The sequence below is a fragment of the Solimonas variicoloris DSM 15731 genome, assembly GCF_000382285.1.
GTDB classification, from domain to species: domain Bacteria; phylum Pseudomonadota; class Gammaproteobacteria; order Nevskiales; family Nevskiaceae; genus Solimonas; species Solimonas variicoloris.
Genome location: NZ_KB907939.1, coordinates 16,175 through 39,543 on the forward strand (window position 1 = coordinate 16,175; position 23,369 = coordinate 39,543).

At 68.8% G+C, this 23,369-nt stretch carries 25 protein-coding genes; 15 read left to right on the forward strand and 10 right to left on the reverse strand.

The annotated features are described in order from the left end of the window. Window positions 1–9 precede the first annotated feature (9 nt). Window positions 10–591, forward strand: coding sequence for an LOG family protein (locus H149_RS0114755; protein ID WP_020650536.1), 582 nt, complete (start codon window positions 10–12; stop codon window positions 589–591). Window positions 592–606: 15 nt separating this feature from the next. Here the strand turns inward: H149_RS0114755 and H149_RS0114760 are convergent, their stop codons facing one another. Beyond that, window positions 607–1,302 (reverse strand): hypothetical protein, encoded by a 696-nt coding sequence (locus tag H149_RS0114760; protein ID WP_020650537.1) that lies wholly within the window; start codon window positions 1,300–1,302, stop codon window positions 607–609. 27 nt (window positions 1,303–1,329) lie between these two features. Between H149_RS0114760 and H149_RS0114765 the strand changes: the two genes are divergently transcribed. Continuing rightward, the gene (locus H149_RS0114765; protein WP_020650538.1) at window positions 1,330–1,602 is read left to right on the forward strand and encodes an acylphosphatase; all 273 of its coding nucleotides are present in this window, start codon (window positions 1,330–1,332) and stop codon (window positions 1,600–1,602) included. Here H149_RS0114765 and H149_RS0114770 read toward each other — a convergent pair. The 4 genes from H149_RS0114770 to folE all read right to left on the reverse strand — a co-directional run bounded on the left by H149_RS0114770 (window position 1,599) and on the right by folE (window position 5,616). Then, window positions 1,599–3,206, reverse strand: coding sequence for a GMC family oxidoreductase (locus H149_RS0114770; RefSeq protein WP_020650539.1), 1,608 nt, complete (start codon window positions 3,204–3,206; stop codon window positions 1,599–1,601). The two genes, H149_RS0114765 and H149_RS0114770, sit on opposite strands and share 4 nt — an antisense overlap. Window positions 3,207–3,214: 8 nt before the next feature. After that, entirely contained in the window at window positions 3,215–3,793 is a 579-nt protein-coding gene (locus H149_RS22305; RefSeq protein WP_020650540.1) for a hypothetical protein, read from the reverse strand. 201 nt (window positions 3,794–3,994) lie between these two features. Continuing rightward, complete coding sequence (locus H149_RS0114780) at window positions 3,995–4,978, reverse strand: acyl-ACP desaturase (RefSeq protein ID WP_051101876.1); 984 nt, start codon at window positions 4,976–4,978, stop codon at window positions 3,995–3,997. Window positions 4,979–5,055: 77 nt separating this feature from the next. After that, window positions 5,056–5,616, reverse strand: a complete 561-nt coding sequence (gene folE / locus H149_RS0114785; RefSeq protein WP_281167594.1) for a GTP cyclohydrolase I FolE — start codon at window positions 5,614–5,616, stop codon at window positions 5,056–5,058. Window positions 5,617–5,716: 100 nt separating this feature from the next. Here folE and H149_RS21180 point away from each other — a divergent pair, with 100 nt between their 5' ends. The 3 genes from H149_RS21180 (at window position 5,717) to H149_RS0114800 (ending at window position 8,135) form a co-directional block, all read left to right on the forward strand. After that, on the forward strand, window positions 5,717–6,517 hold the full coding sequence (locus H149_RS21180) for a ParB/RepB/Spo0J family partition protein (RefSeq protein WP_020650543.1): 801 nt from the start codon (window positions 5,717–5,719) through the stop codon (window positions 6,515–6,517). A gap of 395 nt (window positions 6,518–6,912) precedes the next feature. After that, window positions 6,913–7,659: a M48 family metallopeptidase gene (locus H149_RS21185; protein ID WP_020650544.1), complete on the forward strand. Its 747-nt coding sequence runs from the start codon at window positions 6,913–6,915 to the stop codon at window positions 7,657–7,659. 71 nt (window positions 7,660–7,730) lie between these two features. Next, window positions 7,731–8,135, forward strand: a complete 405-nt coding sequence (locus H149_RS0114800; protein ID WP_020650545.1) for a CBS domain-containing protein — start codon at window positions 7,731–7,733, stop codon at window positions 8,133–8,135. A gap of 15 nt (window positions 8,136–8,150) precedes the next feature. Here H149_RS0114800 and H149_RS0114805 read toward each other — a convergent pair whose 3' ends face one another. The 5 genes from H149_RS0114805 to H149_RS0114825 all read right to left on the reverse strand — a co-directional run bounded on the left by H149_RS0114805 (window position 8,151) and on the right by H149_RS0114825 (window position 11,911). Beyond that, window positions 8,151–8,630: a DUF3617 domain-containing protein gene (locus H149_RS0114805; protein ID WP_020650546.1), complete on the reverse strand. Its 480-nt coding sequence runs from the start codon at window positions 8,628–8,630 to the stop codon at window positions 8,151–8,153. 23 nt (window positions 8,631–8,653) lie between these two features. After that, window positions 8,654–8,902, reverse strand: a complete 249-nt coding sequence (locus H149_RS0114810) for a hypothetical protein (protein ID WP_020650547.1) — start codon at window positions 8,900–8,902, stop codon at window positions 8,654–8,656. Between the two features lie 334 nt (window positions 8,903–9,236). Further along, complete coding sequence (gene mnmG, locus H149_RS0114815) at window positions 9,237–11,126, reverse strand: tRNA uridine-5-carboxymethylaminomethyl(34) synthesis enzyme MnmG (protein ID WP_020650548.1); 1,890 nt, start codon at window positions 11,124–11,126, stop codon at window positions 9,237–9,239. Between the two features lie 68 nt (window positions 11,127–11,194). Beyond that, on the reverse strand, window positions 11,195–11,599 hold the full coding sequence (locus H149_RS0114820) for a hypothetical protein (protein WP_020650549.1): 405 nt from the start codon (window positions 11,597–11,599) through the stop codon (window positions 11,195–11,197). 3 nt (window positions 11,600–11,602) lie between these two features. After that, window positions 11,603–11,911, reverse strand: coding sequence for an Mpo1-like protein (locus H149_RS0114825; RefSeq protein ID WP_020650550.1), 309 nt, complete (start codon window positions 11,909–11,911; stop codon window positions 11,603–11,605). A 71-nt stretch (window positions 11,912–11,982) separates the two neighbouring features. Here H149_RS0114825 and H149_RS21190 point away from each other — a divergent pair, with 71 nt between their 5' ends. The 10 genes from H149_RS21190 (at window position 11,983) to nuoH (ending at window position 23,296) form a co-directional block, all read left to right on the forward strand. Next, window positions 11,983–12,468 carry an ATP-dependent zinc protease family protein gene (locus H149_RS21190; protein ID WP_083931013.1) on the forward strand — a complete coding sequence of 162 codons (486 nt, stop codon included), beginning with the start codon at window positions 11,983–11,985 and terminating at the stop codon, window positions 12,466–12,468. Then, window positions 12,465–13,370 carry a 30S ribosomal protein S6--L-glutamate ligase gene (gene rimK, locus H149_RS0114835; protein ID WP_020650552.1) on the forward strand — a complete coding sequence of 302 codons (906 nt, stop codon included), beginning with the start codon at window positions 12,465–12,467 and terminating at the stop codon, window positions 13,368–13,370. Before H149_RS21190 ends, rimK begins: the two co-directional genes overlap by 4 nt. A 70-nt stretch (window positions 13,371–13,440) precedes the next feature. Then, entirely contained in the window at window positions 13,441–14,508 is a 1,068-nt protein-coding gene (locus H149_RS0114840) for a succinylglutamate desuccinylase/aspartoacylase family protein (RefSeq protein WP_020650553.1), read from the forward strand. Window positions 14,509–14,739: 231 nt separating this feature from the next. After that, on the forward strand, window positions 14,740–15,177 hold the full coding sequence (ndhC, locus tag H149_RS0114845) for an NADH-quinone oxidoreductase subunit A (protein ID WP_026353200.1): 438 nt from the start codon (window positions 14,740–14,742) through the stop codon (window positions 15,175–15,177). A gap of 33 nt (window positions 15,178–15,210) precedes the next feature. Next, window positions 15,211–15,879 (forward strand): NuoB/complex I 20 kDa subunit family protein, encoded by a 669-nt coding sequence (locus H149_RS0114850; protein ID WP_020650555.1) that lies wholly within the window; start codon window positions 15,211–15,213, stop codon window positions 15,877–15,879. Between the two features lie 9 nt (window positions 15,880–15,888). After that, on the forward strand, window positions 15,889–17,682 hold the full coding sequence (gene nuoC, locus H149_RS0114855; RefSeq protein ID WP_020650556.1) for an NADH-quinone oxidoreductase subunit C/D: 1,794 nt from the start codon (window positions 15,889–15,891) through the stop codon (window positions 17,680–17,682). A 3-nt stretch (window positions 17,683–17,685) separates the two neighbouring features. After that, the gene (gene nuoE / locus H149_RS0114860) at window positions 17,686–18,231 is read left to right on the forward strand and encodes an NADH-quinone oxidoreductase subunit NuoE (RefSeq protein ID WP_020650557.1); all 546 of its coding nucleotides are present in this window, start codon (window positions 17,686–17,688) and stop codon (window positions 18,229–18,231) included. Then, on the forward strand, window positions 18,228–19,580 hold the full coding sequence (gene nuoF, locus H149_RS21195) for an NADH-quinone oxidoreductase subunit NuoF (RefSeq protein WP_020650558.1): 1,353 nt from the start codon (window positions 18,228–18,230) through the stop codon (window positions 19,578–19,580). Before nuoE ends, nuoF begins: the two co-directional genes overlap by 4 nt. A gap of 6 nt (window positions 19,581–19,586) precedes the next feature. Continuing rightward, the gene (gene nuoG / locus H149_RS0114870) at window positions 19,587–22,277 is read left to right on the forward strand and encodes an NADH-quinone oxidoreductase subunit NuoG (protein WP_020650559.1); all 2,691 of its coding nucleotides are present in this window, start codon (window positions 19,587–19,589) and stop codon (window positions 22,275–22,277) included. 2 nt (window positions 22,278–22,279) lie between these two features. Continuing rightward, window positions 22,280–23,296, forward strand: coding sequence for an NADH-quinone oxidoreductase subunit NuoH (gene nuoH, locus H149_RS0114875; protein ID WP_020650560.1), 1,017 nt, complete (start codon window positions 22,280–22,282; stop codon window positions 23,294–23,296). The last annotated feature ends 73 nt before the right edge of the window (window positions 23,297–23,369 follow it).

A 23,369-nucleotide genomic window follows, 5' to 3' on the forward strand; every position in this document is an offset into this window, starting at 1 on the left:
CCGAATTCCATGCGCATTTGCGTCTTCTGCGGTTCCAGCGCCGGCGCGCGGCCGGCCTATTGCGCGGCGGCGGTTGCGTTCGGCGAGGCGCTGGCCGATGCCGGCATCGGCCTGGTCTACGGCGGCGCTTCGGTCGGCCTGATGGGCGCCGTCGCCGACGCAGCGCTGGCGCGCGGCGGCGAGGTCATCGGCGTGATGCCGCGCGCGCTCGCCGATCGCGAGCTGGCGCATCGCGGCCTGACGCAGCTGCACGTGGTCGGCTCGATGCACGAGCGCAAGGCGCTGATGGCGGAGCTGTCCGATGCCTTCGTCGCGCTGCCGGGCGGGCTCGGCACCTTCGAGGAACTGTTCGAGATCTGGACCTGGGTGCAGCTCGGTCATCACCGCAAGGCCTGCGCGATGCTCAATACCGAGGGCTACTACGACGGCCTGCTCGCCTTCCTCGACCACGCCGTCGACGAGGCGTTCATCAAGCCGCTGCATCGCGGCACGCTGCGCGTCGAGCGCGATCCGGCGGCGCTGCTCGATGCGATCCGCGCCTATATGCCGCCGCCGGCGACCGGCAAGTGGATCGGCCGCAACGAGACTTGAACGCGGGGCTGCGCCTCAGGGCTTCTGGCGCGCGGTGTTGACCACCGTCGCCGCGAGTCCGAACGGCTGATCGCCGATCAGCTCGCGCAGGCGCGTCGGCAGGTGGCGCTTGTCGAGCTGCAGCACCGAGACCTGCGCGAAACCATCCGTCGCTTCGCCGGCCCAGGTCTCGGCGATCGGCTGATCGCCGGTGCGCTTGGGGCGGATGCCGAGCGCGGCCAGACGTTCCTGCTGCGGCAGCAGGCCATGGCTGCCGGCGTCGAGCGAAGCGGTCGAGGCCTGGATCTCGACCCAGGTGTTGAGATCGAGCTGCAGCAGCGGCTCGGCCAGGCGGCGGACCAGCGGCACGGCGAGCGCGCGCTGCGCGACGCTCTGCACGGCATGGCCGGCGCGTTCGGCGAGGCGCAGCGAGCGGCCGGCCGGCGCCGGCGGCGTTGTTCCGGCGGGCGGCAGCGCCGCGCGCTCCGAGCCGTCTTGCCGCGCCTGTGCGGCGGCCAGCGCCGGCCGCAGCGCGCTCGCGAAATTGGTTTGCAGGTGCGCGCGCAGGCGCAGCCGTTCGCCGTCGGCCTGCGGCTCGGTGACCATCTGCACCTGCAGCTTCCACAGGGGTTCTTTTTCGCCGACCGGCAGCTCGGCGACGAACGCGAAATTCTCGGTGGCCGGCGCCACCGCCTGCGTCTTGTGCTTGCCGCGCCGGTTTAAGATCGCCATGGGTTTTCCTCGATGCACACTTCGAGCATGTCGACATCGTACCGGTTCCGCGTCCGCGGCCGCGTCCAGGGCGTCTTCTTCCGGCAATCGACGCGCGAACGCGCCGACGCGCTCGGTTTGTCGGGCTGGGTCGAAAACCGTCCCGACGGCAGCGTCGAGGGCCTGGCCTGCGGCGCCGCGCCGGCGCTCGATGCCTTGCGCGAATGGCTGCAGCACGGCCCGCCGCGGGCGCGCGTCGATGCGCTCGACTGGGAGCGCAGCGACGAGCCCGCGGCGGCCGGCTTCAGCGTGCGGCGCTAGGCAGCCGCCTTGGCGGCCGGCGCCAGCGCTTCGGCGAGTGCGGTGGCATTGCGCGAGACGAAGCCGTAGATCGTCAGCTGCGGGTTGGCGCCGATCGAGCTCGGGAACATCGAGCCGTCGAAGATCGACAGGTTCTCGGTCTCGTGATGGCGACCGCGGCTGTCGATCACGCAGCGCTGGCGGTCTTCGCCCATCGCGCAGCCGCCCATCAGGTGCGCCGTGACCAGGCCGGTGCGGTGCTTGCGCATCGGCAGCGCCGCGATCGCCGCGCGCGCCTCGTCCATGTTGGCGCACGGCTCGGCGTCGATGTGCGCCGGACGCACGGACTTGGCGCCCGCCGCAAACTGGATCTCCGCCATCTGCACGAAGGCATGGCGCAGGGCGTTCCACAGCGGCTCGTGCACGTCGTAGTCGAACACCGGCTGGCCGGCGTCGTCGATGCGCACGCGGCCGCCGGCCGATTGCTCGTGGAAGCCGTCGCGCATCAGCGCGATCAGCACGTTGGTGTTCGGCAGCTGCGCCATGTCCTGCGCGAGCGCGTCGCCGTAGCGCGCGAGCACGCTGCTGGCGAGCATCGGCTGCAGCGGCGGCACTTCGAGCTTGTAGCCGATGCCGCCGTCTTCCGGCCACAGGAAATGGTCGGAGTAGATCGACTGCGGCGCGCCGTGAAAGCCGTCGATCTGGCGCTCGAACACGGCGAGGCTGGCGTTGACCGGATGCACGCAGGTGCGCTGGCCGATGCGCTGATGCGGATCCGGCGCCTTCGAGCGCAGCAGCAGCGCCGGCGTGTTGATCGCGCCGCCGGCGAGCACGTAGTGCCTGGCGCGCACGTTCAGCGTGATGCCGGTCGGATGCCGCGTGTCGGCGTCGAGCGCGTGCACAGTCAGGCCGTTGACGCGGCCGCCGGCGAACTGCAGGCGGTCGGCGCGGGCGTGATGGACCAGCGTCATGCCGCGGTCGAGCGCCGCCGGGATCGTCGTCACCAGCATCGACTGCTTGGCGTTGACCGGGCAGCCGACGCCGCAGTAGCCGAGGTTCCAGCAGCCGCGCACGTTGCGCGGGATCGTCTTCCAGTGCAGACCGAGCTTCTCGCAGCCGTCGCGTAGCACGGCGTTGTTGGCGTTCGGCTCGGCCGCCCACGGCGCGACGCCGAGACGCTCTTCCATCTTCGCGAACCACGGCGCCATGTCGTCGCTGGCGGAGCTCTTCAGGCCGAAGTCGCGGGTCCAGTATTCGAGCGTCTGCGCCGGCGTGCGAATGCTGGTCGTCCAGTTGACCAGCGTGGTGCCGCCGACCGCGCGGCCCTGCAGGATCGGGATCGCGCCGTCCGAGGTCGCGCGTCCGGCGGCCTCCTGGTAGAGCTTGCTGTACGAGCTGAATTCGTCGAGCGCCTTGAAGTCGCGCGAGGTGTAGAGCGCGCCTTCTTCCAGCATCAGCACCGACAGGCCGGCCGCGCTGAGGATCTCGGCGGCGGTACCGCCGCCGGCGCCGCTGCCGACGATGACGACGTCGGCTTCCAGCGTCTCGTCGCGCGTCAGCGTCGAGGCGTCGCGAATCTTCCAGCCCTTGGCGAGGCCGTCGGTGTAAAGGTCATTGATGGCCATGGCGGGACTCAGGCGTTGAGGGCGGCGACCGCCCAGGCCGGCGGGCCCGGGTAGCGCGCCAGCGGATAGGCGACCGGCTGGCTCCAGAAGACGATGCTGCCGATCTTCGCGAGCGCGCGGAAGGCGCCGTTGAGCAGGCCCAGGCGGCTGGCGCTGAAGTTGGCGAGCAGGGCCTGCATGTCGGCCGCCGTGGCTTCCGACCACGGCTTGGCGACGCCGCCGGCGAAGCGGCGGAACGGCCCCCACTGCAGGAGGTCGAACAGCTTGCGCACTTCCTTCTGCGCTGGCGCGCCGAGCGCGTCCAGGCAGATGTCGATGCGGCGCACGCCTTCTTCGAGGGCGGCGTCGGCGACCGCCGGGTCGGCGGGCAGCGCCGAGCCGGCGACGCCGGCGACGAGCAGGCGCGCGAATGGCAGGTCGGCGGCGGTCAGCCAGCGGAAGCCGGCGGCGGCCGGCGTGGCCTGCTGGCTGCAGCCGGCGAGCTGCACGCTGGCGCCGAGCAGGGTGAAGGCGGCGGCGCTGCCGGCGCCGAGTTTGAGAAAGCCGCGGCGATCCAGCGCCGTGGCGGGCGCCCAGTCGGGGGACATCGGGACTCCTCCGTTCGGTCTTGTATTAATTGAACGATAGATCAATTCCGGCCCGCAGAGCGGACCGGAGACGCCGCGACTCTAGCGCGGCGGCATCCGGTCTGCGATTGGCCCTGGCGCCCGCGAGGTGGGCGACCGACCGTCAGAAGCGATCAGCAGCGCGAGGTGCGCGCCGCAGCAGGGCGGCGGCCGGCGCGTGCCTCAGAGACGGATCGCGCGGCCGAAGATGAAGTCGAAGTGGAAGTCGCGGGCCGCGGTCTTGGCGTTCTGGAAATCCGCCATGCGCGCGAGGCGCGTCGGCACCTTCATCAGCTTTTCCTGGGCTTCGCGCCCGGCGGCCGACAGGTTGGTCATCACGCCGATCTTCCAGAAGTCGAGTAGTTCCTCGACGATTTCCTTGTACTGGCTCGCGCAGAAGACCCCGGCGCGGCGCACGACCTCGCTCATGTCGTCGTAGCCGCGGATCGCGTGGCCCGGCATCGCGAAGTTCAGCGTCACCTTGAGCAGCGACTGCAGCGCGCGGTTCGGGTCGCGCTCGAGGATCGCGCCGAACACGGCGCGATAGAACTGGTAGTGGCGCGACTCATCACTGGCCAGATGGGCGAGCACCTTCTGCGCCATCGGCTCGATCGCCGAGCACAGGCGGCCGGCGTTGGCGTGCGAGATCTGCGTGGCCTTTTCCTGCAACGAGGTATACGCGAGCAGGCGATACGGATCCTGCTCCCAGTCCGGGTTGAAGCCGGCCTCGATGTAGCGGTACTGCAGCTTCTCGAGCGCCCCCATGTCGAACAGGCGGGCGTCGCGCACGTAGTCGCGCAGCGCGCAGCCGTGGCGATCCTCTTCGGCCGTCCACAGATTGTTCCAGTCGCTCCACGGCGTGCTGTTGCCGAGGTGCACGGCGATCAGGCGATGGAAGTGCGGCAGGCCTTCTTCGGTCAGCAGGTTCAGCGCGATGGCGACGCGGACGGTGTCCGGCAGGCCGCGCGCGGCATCGCGGATGCGGGCCAGCTCGGCGTCGGCGGCGGCGTCGAGATTGGCGTCGGCCGGCATCAGATCGTTCGGGAACCACAGGCGGCGCTTCTCGACATGCAGTGCCATCTGCTGGGCGACCACACCTTCGATCGCGACCAGGGTCTCGATTTGATCGGGAGAGCCGAAACGCGCATTGAGCGCCAAGCCAGACATCGTCAATAACTCCGGGTGATTCAATGGGAGCGGCCGCTTTGCCGGCCACGGTAAGGCGAGCTTATAAGAAATTCACATTACCCGCGACGGACCAGACTGAGGAACTCCTCGCGGGTCCGGTGATCTTCCCGGAAGCGGCCCACCATCATCGACGTGACCATCGTCGAATTCTGCTTCTGGACACCGCGCATCATCGCGCACAAATGCTGCGCCTCGATGACGACGCCGACGCCGTGCGCGCCGGTCACCGACTGGATGCAGGTGCCGATCTGCTGGGTCAGGTTCTCCTGGATCTGCAGACGGCGCGCGAACATGTCGACGATGCGCGGAATCTTCGACAGGCCGATGACCTTGCCGGCCGGCAGGTAGGCGACGTGCGCCTTGCCGATGAACGGCAGCAGATGGTGCTCGCACAGCGAGTACAGCTCGATGTCGCGGACGATCACCATTTCGTCGTTGCTCGACTCGAAGACGGCGCCGTTGACGATCTCGTTGACGTCCTGCTCGTAGCCGCGGGTCAGGAACTCCATCGCCTTGGCGGCGCGGTGCGGCGTGCGCAGCAGGCCCTCCCGCTCGGGGTTCTCGCCGATCGCTTCGATGATGGCGCGAAAGTTCTCTTCCATCGTCCCTTCCGTTATTCGTTGTAATGCGCATTATTCCACGCCTTGGCGGCGCGGCGTGCGCCTGGGGCCGTCGGCGCGGCGGGCGCGGCGCGGCGGCGGCCCGTAAAATGCGCGCATGAGCCGCAAGCGCGCCCCCGGCGAAATCCGCGATATCCCGATCGACCTGATCCGGCCCGGCAGTCAGCAGGCGCGTCGGCACTTCGACGCCGATGCGCTGCGCGAGCTGGCCGGCAGCATCAAGGAATCCGGCGTCGTGCAGCCGATCGTGCTGCGCACGCGGGTCTGGGGCTACGAGCTGCTGGCCGGCGAACGGCGCTGGCGCGCCGCGCAGCAGGCCGGGCTGCACGAGATTCCGGCGCTGATCCGCGACGACCTGTCCGACAGCGAAGCCTTCGTGCTCGGCCTGATCGAGAACCTGCAGCGCGAATCGCTGACGCCGATGGAGACCGCCGCCGGACTGAAACGCCTCGGCGAACTGTTCTCGCTCAAGCACAGCGAGATCGGCGAGCGCATCGGCAAGTCGCGCGAATACGTGACGAACTACCTGCGCCTGCTCAATCTCGCGCCCGAGGTGGCGGCGCTGGTCAACGAAGGGCATATCCTGCTCGGCCACGCCAAGGTGCTGGCCGGTGTGCCGGTGGCCGACCAGGTGCGCTATGCCGACGAGATCATCCGCCACAAGCTCACCGTGCGCGGACTCGAGCAGCGCATCGCCGCGGCGCGCGACAAGCTCGTCGTGTTCCGGCCGGGCAAGCCGAGCGACTGGCAGCGCCTCGAGCGCGAGCTCGCCGATCATCTGGCCTGCCCGGTGACGGTCAGCGCCGACAAGGCGGGCAAGGGCGAGCTGCGGGTGAAGTTCCATTCGCTTGACGAGCTCGACGGCGTATTGGCCAAGATCGGCTATGTCGCCAAGTGATCGCGGCGAGTTGTCCCCAGAGCGCGGGGAAAAGCCTGTGGATAGCCGTCGGATGAAGTGCGTGTGATGCCGATGGCGGCTGCGTTTCAAGCCGATCGGCGCTTTTTTCGGCGACCGGCGGTGCGCGGATGCCGAGTTATCGACAATGGCGCGGGATAAGCTTGTGGATAGCGCGCGGATGAAGTGGCGCAGAGCTTGCTGCGACAAGCCTGAGCTGCGGTGCCGGTGAAAAATTCAGCAGCGGCGCGGGCTTGGCGGCAAGAGTTATCGACAGCGGGGCGGGATAAGCCTGTGGATGAGTTGCGGATGGAGTGCCACCGGGCCAGCTGTGATGCGGCCTGCTGCGGGGCTGCGCAAAAAATCATCGCGCCGGCGGGCTGAACGGCAGGAGCGGCATGCAGATCGAATTGTTCCGCGACGACTATCACTTCGAGGAGCGGGTCAGCGCCAAGGCGCGCAGCATCCGTCTCGAAGTGCGGCCGGACCGTCGCGTGGTGCTCGTCTACCCGCGCTGGACGCCGCGCGCCGAGGCCCTGGCTTTCCTGCGCTCGCGCGAGCGCTGGGTGCGCGAGAAGCTGGCCGAGATGGCGCAGCTCGCCGCCGCCCGGCCGCTGCCGCAACAGCTGCGCTGGGACGGCAGCGATCTGCTCCAGCTGCGCGGCCGCGAGCTGGCGGTGCGCGTCGAGCCGGCGCGCCTGCGCAGCGTCAACGTGCGTTTCGAGCCCGAGCGCATCGTCGTGTTCGCGCCGCCGGCGCTGCGCGAGACGCCACGCAAGCTGGAGGCGGCGCTGCGCCAGGCGCTCGCGCATCAGGCGCGGCTGGACGCAGTGCGCCTGCTCGAGGACGGCGCCGCTCCGCTCGGCGTGCGCTACCGCGAGCTGCGCATCAACGATCCGCAGACGCTGTGGGGCAGCTGCAATCCGGGCGCGGTGATCTGCCTGTCGTGGCGCCTGGTGATGGCGCCGCCCGAAGTGTTCCGCTACGTCGCGGTGCACGAGCTCTGCCATCTGGTCCATCTCGATCACTCGGCGCGGTTCTGGAACCTGGTGGGGCGGCAGATGCCCGATTACGAAACGCACAAGCGCTGGCTGCGCGACCACGGCCACCAGCTGCACGGCTGGCTGCCGCGGCGCAAGGCTTGAGTGCGCCCCGCGCAGGGGCTATCGTCGGCTCACAAACGCCACTGCGCGTCGGGCGGATCGAGGAGAGCGATATGGCCACGCTGGAAAAAGTCAGCGTCCGCGACTACATGAGCACGCGGCTGATGAGCTTCACCCCCGAGATGGAGGTGATGAACGCTGTGCACCAGCTGGTCAAGAGCGGTCACTCCGGCGCGCCTGTGGTCGATGCGCAGGGCACGCTGGTCGGCATGCTGTCGGAGCGCGACTGCCTGCAGATCGCGATGGTTGCCGCGCAGGACACCTGCGTCGCCGGCCCGGTCAGCCAGTACATGAGTACCAAGGTCGAGACCGTCAGCTCGGACATGAGCCTCGCGCAGCTGGCGGGCTTGTTCATCAGCAACCGCCACTTCCGCCGCTACCCGGTGGTCGACGGCGGCAAGCTGGTTGGGCAGATCTCGCGTTCCGACGTGCTGCGCGCGATCAGCCACTGCTGCTGAGGCGGCGCGCGCCGCTCAGGGCGTGCAGGGCCCCATGTAGCGGCCGTTGATCTTCTGCGTCATCTCGATCGGGGCGCCGCTGCGGTCCTTGCCGGTGACGTGGGTCGTCGAGGTCATCGTTCCGCCGCTGTAGGTCGCGGTGCCCGTCGCATTCATCTTGCCGTGCGGCGAATCGCAGACCGAGGCCCACTCGACGGTGTTGCCGCGGCGATCCATGCGCGTGATCTTGCAGTGCTCGCCGCTCTGGTCGTTGCGCGGGACCAGGTCCGCCTGCGTCAGGCAATGCTCGTAGTTCATCGTCATGCCGCCCGCGCCCATCTGCGGCAGTGCCATGCCGGGCGGCAGCTTCGAGGCATCGACTTTCGGCATCGCGGGCATGTTCGGCATTTCCATGGTCATGGTGTAGGCCCAGCGGCCCTCGCGAATGTCCTCGGCCTGCGCGCCAAAAGTCGCGGCCAGCAGCAGGCCGGCGAGCGCCGGTGCGATCGTCTTCATGGTCGGTTTCTCCGGTGCCGGCTTTACTTGAACAGCTTGTTGAAGACCTTGTCGAGCGCCTTGTCGACGGCCTCGTCGGTCTTTTCGTCGACCTTGTTGTCGACGCGCTGGGTGACGCGGTCGGTCTGGCGCTCGACCTTGCCGCCGGCGTAGTCACCGGCCGCGTCGGCGGCCTGGTGGCCGGCGTCTGCTTCCCCGGCCGGCGGTTCGGCGGCGAGCGCGCTGCCGAACAGCAGGGCGGCGGTCACGGCGAGATAGGCAGGCTGGTTCATGGTTCTCCCCCAAGATGTCGTGGTGCAAGACGGCGCATGGTCGAAGAATCGCCGATCGCCAACCGAGACCTGGGTAGCAACGCGGCGGCGGGTTCGTGCGCCAGTCCACACCCGGCCTGCCGGCAGTCGCCAGGACGCGGGCAATAAAAAAGGGCTCTCTCGGGGGGGTGAGAGAGCCCTCGGGGCGCCCTGCGGGGGGATGCAGGGCTGGGGGGACTATTCAGCAGGGCGACGACGATCTGGTTCGTGTCGCGCTGGCCCGGATGTCCTTGCGGTCCGATCCGGCCGTGACATGCAGACTACGGGCCCGCGCTGAATTGCAGATGAACGGGTGTCAGCCCTGCCGGCGCAGCCGCCCGGTTTTCTTCAGGTGGATCAGCAGCAGCGAGACCGCGGCCGGTGTGACGCCGGAAATGCGGCCGGCCTGCGCGACGGTTTCCGGGCGATGCTCGACGAGCTTGGCGCGGACTTCGTTGGAGAGGCCGATGACGCTGTGATAATCGAGATCGACCGGCAGCGGCGCCGCCTCGTAGCGCTGCACGCGCTCGATCTCCAGCTGCTGGCGATCGATGTAGCCCGCGTACTTGGCCTGGATCTCGACCTGTTCGGCGACCTGCGGATCGATGTCGGCCGGCGCCAGCCCCTGCGCCTGCAGGAAGGCATAGTCGCCTTCGGGCCGGCGCAGCAGGTCGGTGCCCGACAGGCCGCTGTCGCTCGGGGCCGGCCCGAAGCGCTCGACCAGCGCGGCCTGCGCGAGTTGCGCCGGCTTCAGCCACAGCGCATCGAGCCGTGCGCGCTCGCGCTCGATCGCCTCGCGCTTGCGCGCGAACGCGTCCCAGCGCTCATCGTCGACCACGCCCAGCTCCCGGCCGAGCGGCGTCAGGCGCAGGTCGGCATTGTCCTCGCGCAGCAGCAGGCGGTGCTCGGCGCGCGAGGTGAACATGCGATACGGCTCGTTGGTGCCGCGCGTGATGAGGTCGTCGACGAGCACGCCGATGTAGGCCTCGTGGCGCTGCGGCGTCCACGGCTCGCAACCCTGCACCTGCCGCGCGGCATTGAGGCCGGCGAGCAGGCCCTGTGCGGCGGCTTCCTCGTAGCCGGTCGTGCCGTTGATCTGGCCGGCGAAGTACAGGCCGGCGATGACCTTGGTCTCCAGCGAGCGCTTGAGGTCGCGCGGATCGAAGTAGTCGTACTCGATCGCGTAGCCCGGCCGCGTGATGCGTGCCTGCTCGAGGCCGCGGATGCTGCGCACGAAGCGTTCCTGGATGTCATACGGCAGCGAGGTCGAGATGCCGTTCGGGTAGATCTCGCGCGTGTTCAGGCCTTCCGGTTCGAGGAAGATCTGATGGCTGTCCTTGTCCTGGAAGCGGTTGACCTTGTCCTCGACGCTCGGGCAGTAGCGCGGGCCGACGCCCTCGATGACGCCGGTGAACATCGGCGAGCGGTCGAAGCCGCTGCGGATGATCTCGTGCGTCTGCGCGTTGGTATGCGTCAGATGGCAGGGCACCTGACGCGGATGCTCGGCGCGCGAGCCGAGGAACGAGAACACCGGCGTCGGCTCGTCGCCCGGCTGCGGCACCAGAAGATCCCAGGCGATCGTGCGCCCATCGAGGCGCGGCGGCGTGCCGGTCTTCAGCCGGCCGACGCGCGGGTGCAGTTCGCGCAGGCGTGCGGCCAGCGCGTTGCTCGGCGGATCGCCGGCGCGGCCGCCCTGGTGGTTGGCCAGCCCGACGTGGATGCGGCCGGCGAGGAAGGTGCCGGTCGTCAGCACCACGGCCGGCGCGTAGAACTTCAGGCCGAGGCGCGTGACGATGCCGCGCACCGCGCCGCCTTCGACGATGAGGTCCTCGACTTCCTGCTGGAACAGCGACAGGTTCGGCTGGTTCTCGAGCGCCTCGCGCACGACCCATTTGTAGAGCATGCGGTCGGCCTGCGCGCGCGTCGCGCGCACTGCCGGACCTTTCGAGGCATTGAGGATGCGGAACTGGATGCCGGCGCGGTCGGCGGCGCGCGCCATCAGGCCGCCCAGCGCGTCGACTTCCTTGACCAGATGGCCCTTGCCGATGCCGCCGATCGCCGGATTGCAGGACATCTGTCCGAGCGTTTCGATCGACTGCGTGACGAGCAGGGTGCGGCAGCCCATGCGCGCCGGGGCGAGCGCGGCCTCGGTGCCGGCGTGGCCGCCGCCGATGACGATGACGTCGAAATGATGCAGGTCCGACATGGGCTGATTCGGCTGGTTCCGCGGGGCGCGGATTCTACGCCAAAGCCGTCGGCGCGGCTAAAAAATGCTCAGGGCAGCGGCGCCAGATCCGGCTCGACGAAATCCTGGCGGGCCGCTGCGCTGCCGAGCCGCTGTGCCGAGTAGTGCCGAGCGACGAGGCTGCGCGCCTCGCCGAACAGTTCGGGATGGGCGGCGGCGAAGGTGTCCCAGTCGGCCTGCGGCATCTGCCGGCGGCGGGCTTCGATCAGGCGCAGCAGGGCGATCGTCAGCGTGTGGTGGTACTTGGTTTCGGCGCCCAGCGCCGCGACATAGCCGCGCAACAGCGCCACGAAGCGCTGCTCGGCCGCGGCGCGATCGGGGGCCTGCTGCAGGCATTGCCAAGCGGCCTCGACGTGGCGGACATGATCGAACGCCGCTGGTGGCAGCGAGCCGTCGGCCAGCTGTTCCAGCAGGCCGCGGTCGTCGGCCGGCATGGCTTAGAACGCGAGGCGTCCGCTCAGCATTTCCCACCACATGCGCCAGTCGCCCATGAAGGAATAGAACGGATGCTTGAAGGTGGCCGGCCGGTTCTTTTCGAAGAAGAAGTGGCCGACCCAGGCGAAACCGTAGCCGAGCACCAGCGCCAGCGGCAGATACCACCACAGGCCCTTGATCGCGGCGAACAGCACGCAGGCCAGCGCCAGGCTGCTGCCGGTGAAGTGCAGGCGCCGTGCGGTCTGGTTCGAGTGTTCGGTCAGATAGAACGCGTAGAAATCGGAGAACGTCTTGTACTGCGCGACAGCCATGTCCCACCCCCGTGACGAGAGTTCGAGTATAGGCGGCCCGCGTGACGCCGCGCAGCCACGGCTTCGCCGCTATGCTTGTCGGACGACGACGATACGGAGTGCTCGTGAGGCGACGCGACAGTGAACCCCTGCGGGAGCTCGGCTGGCGGGAGTGGCTTGCGTTGCCCGAACTCGGCGTGGCGCGGATCAAGGCCAAGGTCGACACCGGCGCGCGCTCCTCGGCGCTGTACGCCTCGGCGATCGAGACCTTGCCGGACGGGCGCGTGCGCTTCGCGCTGCGGCCGCTGCAGAACTCCGGCCGCGAGCAGTGGTGCGAGGCGCAGCTGATCGACCGTCGCTGGGTCACCGATTCGGGCGGCCGCCGCGAGTTGCGGCCGTTCATCCGCACCGAGGCCGTGCTCGGCGGCGAGCGTTGGCCGATCGAGATCTCGCTGTCGGCCCGCGACAGCATGCGCTTCCGCATGCTGCTCGGCCGAACCGCGATCGCCGGGCGCTTCACGGTCGATCCGGCGGCCAGCTACGTGCAGGGGCGCCGCGTCGCGAAGGAGCACGCATGAAGATCGCCCTGCTGTCGCGCAACCGCCGTCTGTACTCGACGCGGCGTCTGATCGAGGCGGCCGAGGCGCGCGGCCACAAGGTCCAGGTCATCGACGTGCTGCGCTGCTACATGAACATCCAGCCGGGACGGCCGGAGATCTGGTATCGCGGCCGGCGGCTCGAGGGCTTCGACGCGGTGATTCCGCGCATCGGTGCGTCGGTGACGTTCTACGGCACGGCGGTCGTGCGCCAGTTCGAGATGCAGGGCGTCTACACCCTCAACGAATCGGTCGCGATCACCCGCGCCCGCGACAAGCTGCGCGCGCTGCAGCTGCTCGCGCGCAAGGGTGTCGGCCTGCCGCGCACCGGCTTTGCCCATGCGCCGGACGACACCGAGGGCCTGATGAAGCTGGTCGGCGGCGCGCCGATGGTCATCAAGCTGATCGAGGGCACGCAGGGGCAGGGCGTGGTGCTGGCCGAGACCGACAACGCCGCCGCCTCGGTGATCGAGGCTTTTCGCGGGCTCGACGCCTACTTTCTGGTCCAGGAGTTCGTCGGCGAGGCCAACGGCAGCGACATCCGCTGCTTCGTCGTCGGCGGCGAGGTGATCGCGGCGATGCAGCGTACCGCCTGCGCCGGCGAGTTCCGCTCGAACCTGCACCGCGGCGGCAGCGCGGCGCCGGTCGAGATCAGCGCCGCCGAGCGGCGCACGGCATTGCGCGCCGCCAAGATCATGGGGCTCAACGTCGCCGGCGTCGATCTGCTGCGCTCGAAGTCCGGACCGATGGTGATGGAGGTGAACTCCTCGCCGGGTCTCGAGGGCATCGAGGCGGCCTCCGGCATCGACATCGCCGACGCGATCATCCGCCTGGTCGAGGCGCGTGCCCGGCCCGGCAGGACGGGCACGCAGGGCCGCGGCTGATGGCCGGGACGGGCCGCAGCCGGGCAGGTAGGGCGCCCGGCCGGCGTGGCGTCTCTATAAAAGGTGTGGCATGGCGATAAAAAGGCAGCGTCGCGCCGGCGACGGCTTCGAACTGGGCGGGCAGCAGATCGCGCCCGGCGAGGCGCGCGTCGTCGAGCTGCCGGTCGCCAATCTCTATACGCATACCCCGGTGACGCTGCCGGTGCGCGTGCTGCGCGGCCGCGAGCCGGGGCCGACGCTGTTCATCAGCGCCGCGCTGCATGGCGACGAGATCATCGGCGTCGAGATCATCCGGCGCCTGCTGCTGCAGCGGGCGCTCAAGCGCCTGCGCGGCACGCTGCTGGCGGTGCCGGTCGTCAACACGCTGGCCTTCCTGCACCAGTCGCGCTACCTGCCGGACCGCCGCGATCTCAATCGCAGCTTTCCGGGCAGCGAGAAGGGATCGCTGGCGGCGCGGCTCGCGCATCTGTTCCTGAAGGAGATCGTCGGCCGCGCGCAGTACGGGGTCGACCTGCACACCGGCGCGATTCACCGCCCGAACCTGCCGCATATCCGCGGCGATCTCGGCAACCCGGAGATCCTGCGGCTGGCGCAGGCCTTCGGTGTGCCGCTGGTGCTGAATTCGCCGCCGACCGCCGGCACGCTGCGCCATTACACGACCGAGCGCGGCATTCCGGTGCTGCTGTACGAGGCCGGCGAGGCGCTGCGCTTCGACGAGCTGGCGATCCGGACCGGCGTGCGCGGCCTGCTCAACGTGCTCAAGGCGCTGGGCATGCTGCCGGCCGACGGCCGGCCGGACCGCATGCCGGCGCCGGTCGTCGCTCGCGCCAGCAGCTGGGTGCGGGCGCCGGCCAGCGGCGTGCTGCGCGCCCAGGTGGCGCTCGGCGAGGAGGTGCGCAAGGGTCAGGTGCTCGGGGTGATCGGCGATCCGCTCGGCACCAGCGAGGTGGCGGTGCTGGCCACGGCGCATGGCGTGGTCGTCGGTCGCGCGGCGCTGCCGCTGGTCTATGAAGGCGACGCCCTGTTCCACCTGGCGCGCTTCGATGCGCCGGAAACCGCTGCCGGCGTTGCGCGCAACATCCGCAACGCGCGCCGCGTGCTCAAGCGCAGCCGGCGCAACCAGCCCCGCGTGGTCTGATCTCCGGTCGGTGCCGCGGGGGGATCTTCCCCCCAGTCAATTCGAATCGTTTCCCGATCTGGCTGCAAAAACGTTGTACGGAGCGCCGGGCTACGTCGTTCAAGCCGTTGATTTCGGCTTATGAACGGTCGGAATTGTGCGGCCAGTCATATACAATTCCGCCACTTTACGCGGGCGCAACCCGGCAACGACGCCATTGCGCCCATCTGGATGGCACTCAAGAGGCTTGCGATGGCTCCCATCAGCGCGTGGTCCGCTCAAACCTGGTCCCTGATCGTCTACGTGGTCGCGGTCATCGGTCTGGTGGCGCTGATGCTGGGCCTGTCCTGGGTGCTGGGCGGACGCGACTGGGGCCGCGCCAAGAACGAACCGTTCGAGTCCGGCGTGCTCGGCCAGGGCGGCGCGCGCCTGCGTCTGTCGGCCAAGTTCTATCTGGTCGCGATGTTCTTCGTGATCTTCGACGTCGAAGCCTTGTTCCTCTATGCCTGGGCCGTTTCCCTCAAGGAAGCCGGCTGGGCCGGCTTCGCCGAGGCTTTCATTTTCATCTTCATCCTGACCGCCAGCCTCGTCTATTTGTGGAAGATCGGTGCGCTCGAGTGGGCGCCGGCCTCCCGCGCGAAACTGGCCAAGGAACGGCAGGCCGAGCGGCCGACGCCACCCTCGCGCTGACCTAAGCCGCCAGCCTACGCAGAGCAAGCAGCCATGGAATACACACTCACGCGAATCGACCCGAACGCGCAGCGCTACCCGATGCAGGAGCGCGAGAAAGTGCGCGATCCGCTCGAGGAGCAGGTCGAGAAGAACGTCTTTCTGGGCACGCTGGAAGGCGCGCTGCACGGCGTCGTCAACTGGGGACGCAAGAACTCGATCTGGCCGTACAACTTCGGCCTGTCGTGTTGCTACGTCGAGATGGCGACCGCCTTCACGCCGACGCACGATCTCGCCCGCTTCGGCGCCGAGGTCATCCGCGCTTCGCCGCGCCAGGCCGACCTGATGGTCATCGCCGGCACCTGCTTCATGAAGATGGCGCCGGTCGTGCAGCGTCTCTATGAGCAGATGCTGGAGCCGAAGTGGGTCATCAGCATGGGCTCCTGCGCCAATTCCGGCGGCATGTACGACATCTATTCGGTGGTGCAGGGCGTCGACAAGTTCCTGCCGGTCGACGTTTACATCCCCGGCTGCCCGCCGCGTCCCGAGGCCTTTCTGCAGGCGCTGAACCTGCTGCAGGACTCGATCGGCAAGGAGCGCCGCCCGCTGTCGTGGGTGGTCGGCGACCAGGGCGTCTACAAGGCCGAGTTCCCGTCGCGGCGCGAGACGCTGCGCCCGGAGCGCAGCGCGCAGACGACGCTGCGCACGCCGGACCAGGTCTGAGGAAAGGCGATGGCAGACGACGTCCCGCACGCCGCGCCGGGCCTCGATAACGAGGTCCTGCGCGAGCTCTACGCCCGCTTCGGTGCCGACGCTTTCGTCGCGCAGCAGACGAAGGACGGCATGCCGACCCTGTGGGTCGGCGCCGAGCGCATCATCGAGGTGCTGCGCTTCCTGAAGGGCAGCATCGCCAAGCCGTACAAGACGCTGTACGACCTGACCGCGGTCGACGAGCGCCTGCGCAAGAACCGCCAGGGCCTGCCGCCGGCTGATTTCACGGTCGTCTACCAGCTGCTGTCGGTGGAGCGCGACATGACGCGCGCCGGCACGCCGGACCTGCGCCTCAAGGTCGCGCTGCACGGCGAGTTCCCGCACCTGCCGACGGCGACCGCGGTCTACGCCAACGCCAACTGGTACGAGCGCGAGGTCTGGGACCTGTTCGGCATCGTCTTCGACGGCCATCCGAACCTGCGTCGCATCCTGCTGCCGCCGCGCTGGGTCGGTCATCCGCTGCGCAAGGAGCACCCGGCGCGCGCCACCGAGTTCGATCCGTTCGTGCTCGACCAGATGCGCCAGGATCTCGATCAGGAAGCGCTGCTCTTCAAGCCCGAGGAATGGGGCATGAAGAAGGGCACGGAGAACGAGGACTACATGTTCCTCAACTTCGGCCCGAACCATCCCGCCGCGCACGGTGCGTTCCGCATCGTGCTGCAGATGGACGGCGAGGAGATCGTCGACTGCGTGCCGGACATCGGCTACCACCATCGCGGCGCCGAGAAGATGGGCGAGCGCCAGTCCTGGCATTCGTACATTCCGTACACCGATCGCATCGACTATCTCGGCGGGGTGATGAACAACCTGCCGTACGTGATGACGGTCGAGAAGCTCGCCGGCATCCAGGTGCCGCCGCGCGCGCAGACCGTGCGCATCATGATGTCGGAGTTCTTCCGCATCACCTCGCACCTGCTGTTCTACGGCACCTTCCTGCAGGACGTCGGCGCGATGTCGCCGGTGTTCTACGCCTTCGTCGACCGCCAGAAGGCCTACGATGTCATCGAGGCCGTCACCGGCTTCCGCATGCATCCGGCGTGGTTCCGCATCGGCGGTCTGGCGCACGACCTGCCGCAGGGCTGGGAGCGTCTGGTCCGCGAGTTCGTCGACTACCTGCCGAAGCGTCTCGACGACTACCAGAAGGCGGCGGTCGAGAACAGCCTGGTCATCGCCCGTACGCGCGACGTCGCGGCCTACACCACGGCCGAAGCGCTCGAGTGGGGTACGACCGGCGGCGGTCTGCGCGCCACCGGCCTCGGTTACGACCTGCGCAAGGCGCGCCCGTACTGCGGCTACGAGAACTTCGACTTCGAGGTGCCGACCGGCTCGCGCGGCGACGCGTACGACCGCCTGGTGCTGCGCGTCGAGGAGATGCGCCAGTCGGTGCGCATCATCAAGCAGTGCCTCGAGAACATGCCGTCGGGCCCGTACAAGGCGGATCACCCGCTGACGACGCCGCCGCCGAAGGACCGCACGCTCAAGGACATCGAAACGCTGATCACGCACTTCCTGCAGGTGTCGTGGGGACCGGTGATCCCGGCCGGCGAGGCATGCACCATGGTCGAGGCGACCAAGGGCATCAACAGCTACTACCTGACGTCGGACGGCAGCACGATGAGCTACCGCACGCGCATTCGCACGCCGAGCTACGCGCATCTGCAGCAGATCCCGAGCGCGATCCGCGGCGAGATGATCGCCGACCTGGTCGTGTACGTCGCGTCGATCGACTTCGTCATGGCCGACGTGGATCGTTAAGTTATGAGCGATACCGTCATCAAAGATACCGTCATCAAGCTGGCCGATCTGGTCGGCAAGCCGGCTGCCAAGCCCGAGCCGTTCGTGCTGTCCGACGCGGAAAAGCACGAGATCGAGCACGAGCTGACGCACTTCCCGGACGGCCGCGCCGCCAGCATCGAGGCGCTGAAGATCGTCCAGAAGCACCGCGGCTGGGTGCCCGACGCGGCGCTCGAGCCGGTCGCGCAGCTGATCGGCATCACCGCCGCCGAGCTCGAAGGCGTCGCCACGTTCTATTCGCAGATCTACCGCAAGCCGGTCGGCCGCCATGTCGTGAAGGTCTGCGACAGCATCACCTGCTTCCTGGTCGGCTTCGAGGAGATCAAGGCCGCGCTCGAGCAGCAGCTCGGCATCGGCTTCGGCCAGACCACCGCCGACGGCCGCTTCACGCTGCTGCCGATCTGCTGCATCGGCGCCTGCGACAAGGGCCCGGCGCTGATGGTCGACGACGATCTGCATTACGACCTGACGCCGCAGAATCTGGCCACGGTCCTGGAGGCGTACAAGTGAGCGATTACGCCCAAATCGAAAAGGAACTGCTCGTCCGTCCGCTGACGGCGCGCATCAACGCCAGGCTGTCGGTCGACATCGCTTCGTACGAGGCGACCGGCGGCTACCGCGCGATCCGTCAGGCGATCAAGGACCTGTCGCCGGCCGACGTACAGACGCGCGTCAAGGATTCGAACCTGCGCGGCCGCGGCGGCGCCGGCTTTCCGACCGGCGTGAAGTGGGGCCTGGTGCCGATGGGCCCGGACGCCGGCAGCAAGTATCTCGTCTGCAACGCCGACGAGATGGAGCCGAACACCTTCAAGGACCGCCTCCTGATGGAGGACGCGCCGCACCAGCTGATCGAAGGCATGCTGGTCGCCGCGTACGCGATCCAGGCCACCGCCGGCTACATCTTCCTGCGCGGCGAGTACGTGAAGTCCGCGCAGCGCCTCAACGCGGCGCTCGCCGAGGCGCGCGCCGCCGGCCTGCTCGGCGACAACATTCTTGGTTCGGGCTGGAGCTTCACGCTCATCGTCCACACCGGCGCCGGCCGCTACATCTGCGGCGAGGAAACGGCGCTGATCAATTCGCTGGAAGGCCGCCGCGCCAATCCGCGCGCCAAGCCACCGTTCCCGCAGATCGCCGGCGCCTGGGGCCGGCCGACCGTCGTCAACAACGTCGAGTCGCTGTCGAACCTGGCACACATCGTCAACAACGGCGCCGACTGGTTCAAAGGCCTGTCGCAGGGCAAGTCCAAGGACGGCGGCACCAAGCTCTACGGCGCCAGCGGTCGCGTCAAGCGCGGCGGCATCTACGAGTTGCCGATCGGCACCAGCGCGCGCGAGATCCTCGAAGAGCATGCCGGCGGCATGCGCGACGGCTACACGCTGAAGTGCTGGCTGCCCGGCGGCGCCTCGACCGACTTCCTGATGCCCGAGCATCTGGACCTGGCGATGGACTTCGACACCATCGCCAAGGCCGGCTCGCGCATGGGCACCGGCCTGATTCTCGCGCTCGACCAGACCCACAACATGGTCTCGGCGGTGCGCAACCTCGAGGAATTCTTCGCGCGCGAGTCCTGCGGCTGGTGCACGCCGTGCCGCGACGGCCTGCCGTGGAGCGTGAAGATGCTGCGCGCGCTCGAGGAAGGCCGCGGCAGCGCCGAGGACCTCGTCCAGCTGCAGAAGCTGACGCGCCTGCTCGGTCCCGGCAAGACCTTCTGCGCGCACGCGCCCGGCGCGATGGAGCCGCTGCAGTCGGCGCTGAAGTTCTTCCGCTCCGAATTCGAAGCCGGCATCGCCCAGACGCCGGCCCCTGCCGCAGCCGGGGCGCCCGTCGCCGCCGGCGCAGCCAGTGCCAAGGTCGCATAAGCTCTCATGGCCACGATTCACGTAGACGGCAAGCAGTACGAGGTCAACGGCGCCGACAACCTGTTGCAGGCCTGCCTCAACCTCGGACTCGATATCCCGTATTTCTGCTGGCACCCGGCGCTCGGCAGCGTCGGCGCCTGTCGCCAGTGCGCGGTCAAGGCGTTCCGCGACGAGAACGACAAGCAGGGCCGCATCGTCATGTCGTGCATGACGCCGGCTTCGAATGGCACTTTCATCTCGATCGACGACGACGAGGCCAAGCAGTTCCGCGAGGCGATCGTCGAGTTCCTGATGACCAACCACCCGCACGACTGTCCGGTCTGCGAGGAAGGCGGGCACTGCCACCTGCAGGACATGACGGTGATGACCGGCCACCACAGCCGCTCGTACCGTTTCGAGAAGCGCACGCACCTGAATCAGGAACTCGGGCCGTTCATCGGCCACGAGATGAACCGCTGCATCTCGTGCTACCGCTGCGTCCGTTATTACAAGGACTACGCCGGCGGCACCGATCTTGGCGTCTACGGCGCGGCCGCCAACGTCTACTTCGGCCGCGCCGAGGAAGGCACGCTGGAGTCGGAGTTCTCCGGCAACCTGACCGAGGTCTGCCCGACCGGCGTGTTCACCGACAAGACCCACAGCGAGCGCTACAACCGCAAGTGGGACATGCAGTACGCGCCGAGCATCTGCGAGAGCTGCGCGGTCGGCTGCAACCTGTCGCCGGGCGAGCGCTACGGCGAGATCCGCCGCGTCGAGAACCGCTACAACGGCGAGCTGAACGGCTACTTCCTCTGCGATCGCGGCCGCTTCGGTTACGGCTACACCAATCGCAAGGACCGTCCGCGCCAGCCGCTGGTGCAGGGCGAGGTGGTGACGCGCGAGACCGCGATCGCCGCCGCCGCCGCCGCGCTCAAGGGTGCCGGCAAGCTCATCGGCATCGGCTCGCCGCGCGCGTCGGTCGAAGCCAACTTCGCGCTGCGCGGTCTGGTCGGCGCCGAGAGCTTCCATGACGGACATGCGCTCGGCCATGGCGAACTGGTGCAGCTGGCGCTGAACATCGTCCGCAACGGCCCGGCGCGGACGGCGACGATCAGCGAGATCGAGGATGCCGACGCCGTGCTGGTGCTCGGCGAGGACGTCACCGCCACGGCGCCGCGCTTCGCGCTGGCGATCCGTCAGGCCGCGCGCGGCAAGGGCAAGGCGCTGGCCGCCGAAAAGAAAGTCTCCGAGTGGCAGACGATCGCGCTGTCCGATCTGCTGCAGCGCGACAGCTATCCGGTCTACCTCGCCAGCGTCGACAGCACCCGCCTCGACGACGTTGCGCGTGCCACCTACCGCGCCGCGCCGGAAGATCTGGCCCGCCTCGGCTTCGCCGTTGCGCATGCGCTCGATGCCGCCGCGCCGGCCGTCGTCGGCCTCGACGCCGCAACGGCCGAGCTGGCGCAGGCGATCGCCGCGGCGCTCGGCCAGGCCAAGCGTCCGCTGGTCGTCTCGGGCACCGGCGCCGGTTCGGCGGCCGTGCTGCAGGCGGCGGCCAACGTCGCTTGGGCGCTGAAGGCGAAGAACGAGAATGCCGGTCTGGCGCTGGCGCTGCCGGAAGCCAACAGCTTCGGCCTCGCGCTGCTCGAACCGCAGCCGCTCGATGCGGCGCTGTCCGCCATCGAGCGCGGCGCGGTCGACACGCTGGTCGTGCTCGAGAACGATCTGTACCGGCGCGCGCCGAAGGCTCGCGTCGACGCCGTGCTGGCCAAGCTCAAGAACCTGATCGTCATCGACCACCAGGTCACGCCGACCGCCGACAAGGCCCAGGTCGTGCTGCCGGCGGCGACGGTGTTCGAGGGCGACGGCACGCTGGTCAACTACGAAGGCCGCGCGCAGCGCTACTTCCAGGTCTTCGACCCGACCTATTACGACAGCAAGATCGGCCTGATCGAGTCCTGGCGCTGGCTGGCGACGCTCGAGCATGCGTCCGGCTGGAAGATCCTCGACGACATCGTGCTGGCCTGCGCGCAGGCTTTCCCGGCGCTGGCCGGCATCGTCGGGGCGGCGCCGAACGCGGCGTTCCGCATCGACGGCCTGAAGATCGCGCGCGAACCGCACCGCTACTCGGGCCGCACCGCGATGCGCGCCAACCAGAGCGTGCACGAGCCGCGTCAGCCACAGGACCCGGACACCGCGCTGAGCTTCTCGATGGAAGGCTACAACGGCGTCGGCAGTCTCGACCGCCCGTCGGAGCTGACGCCGTACGCCTGGTCGCCGGGCTGGAACAGCCCCTCGGCCTGGAACAAGTTCCAGCAGGAAATCGGCGGCGCGCTGCGCGGCGGCGATCCGGGCCTGCAGCTGTTCGCCGGCGGCAGCCCGCAGCCGTACTTCGGCGAGGTGCCGGCGGCGTTCGCGCCGCGCGGCGATGCCTACCGCGTGCTGGCGCTGAACCTGCATTTCGGCGGCGAAGAGCTGTCGTCGCGCGCCGAGCCGATCGTCAAGCGCGCCTCGCCGGCCTTCGTCGCGATCGCTCGCGCCGACGCCGCGCGGGCCGGCGTCAACGGCCACGCGACGGTTGCGATCGACGGCCAGCTCGTGCAGTTGCCGACCTTCGTCAGCGACACGCTGCCGGCCGGCACGATCGGTCTGCCGGCGGGTTTCGCCGGCGTGCCGTTCATCGCGCCGGGCGCGATGGCGACCGTGACGGGAGCCTGAGCATGGACGCCATTGCCAACTGGTTCGCCGCGCATCCGCAGTTCACTGCGGCGCTGATCGCCTGCATCAAGGCCGTCGTCATCCTGCTCGCGACCGTGATCGTCGCGGCCTGGATGATCTGGCTTGAGCGTCGCCTGCTCGGCCTCTGGCAGGACCGCTACGGGCCGAACCGCATCGGTCCGTTCGGCCTCGGCCAGGTCATCGCCGACATGATCAAGATCTTCTTCAAGGAAGACTGGATCCCGCCGTTCGTCGACAAGTTCACGTTCATCCTCGCCCCGGCGATCGCGATGGGCCTGATGCTGCTGATGTTCGCGCTGATCCCGGTGACGCCGACCTGGGGCGTCGCCGACTTCAACGTCGGCATCCTGTTGTTCCTGGCGCTCGCCGGCCTCGAGGTCTACGCGGTGATGCTCGGCGGCTGGTCGAGCAACAGCAAGTACGCGCTGCTCGGCGGCCTGCGCGTGACCGCGCAGACGGTCTCGTACGAAGTGTTCATGGGCATTTCGCTGATGGGCATCGTCATGCTGGCCGGCAGTTTCGACCTGCGTCAGGTCGTCGAGTACCAGGCCCAGAACGGCTGGAACATCGTCCCGCAGTTCTTCGGCTTCTGCGCCTTCGTGATCGCCGCGATCGCGGTCGTGCACCGCACGCCGTTCGATCTGCCGGAAGCCGAGTCCGAACTGGCCGCCGGCTTCCACACCGAGTACTCGGGCATGAAGTTCGGCATGTTCTTCGTCGGCGAGTACGTCGGCATCGTGCTGGTCTCGGCCATCACCGTGGTGCTGTTCTTCGGCGGCTGGAGCGGTCCGGGCGTCGCCAGCCATGCCTGGCTGGCGTTTCCGTGGTTCGCGCTCAAGTGCCTGTTCTTCATGTCCGGCTTCATCCTGCTGCGCGCGTCGCTGCCGCGTCCGCGCTACGACCAGATGATGGCCGTCGGCTGGAAGGTCTGCCTGCCGCTGTCCCTGATCAATCTGCTCGGCACGGCCGCGGTCGTGCTCGCCGGGCAAGGAAGCTGATATGGCCGAGACCATCGCCAAGACCAATTCGGAGCGCGGCGCGTTCGGCGCGCTCAAGGGCCTGCTGTGGGGC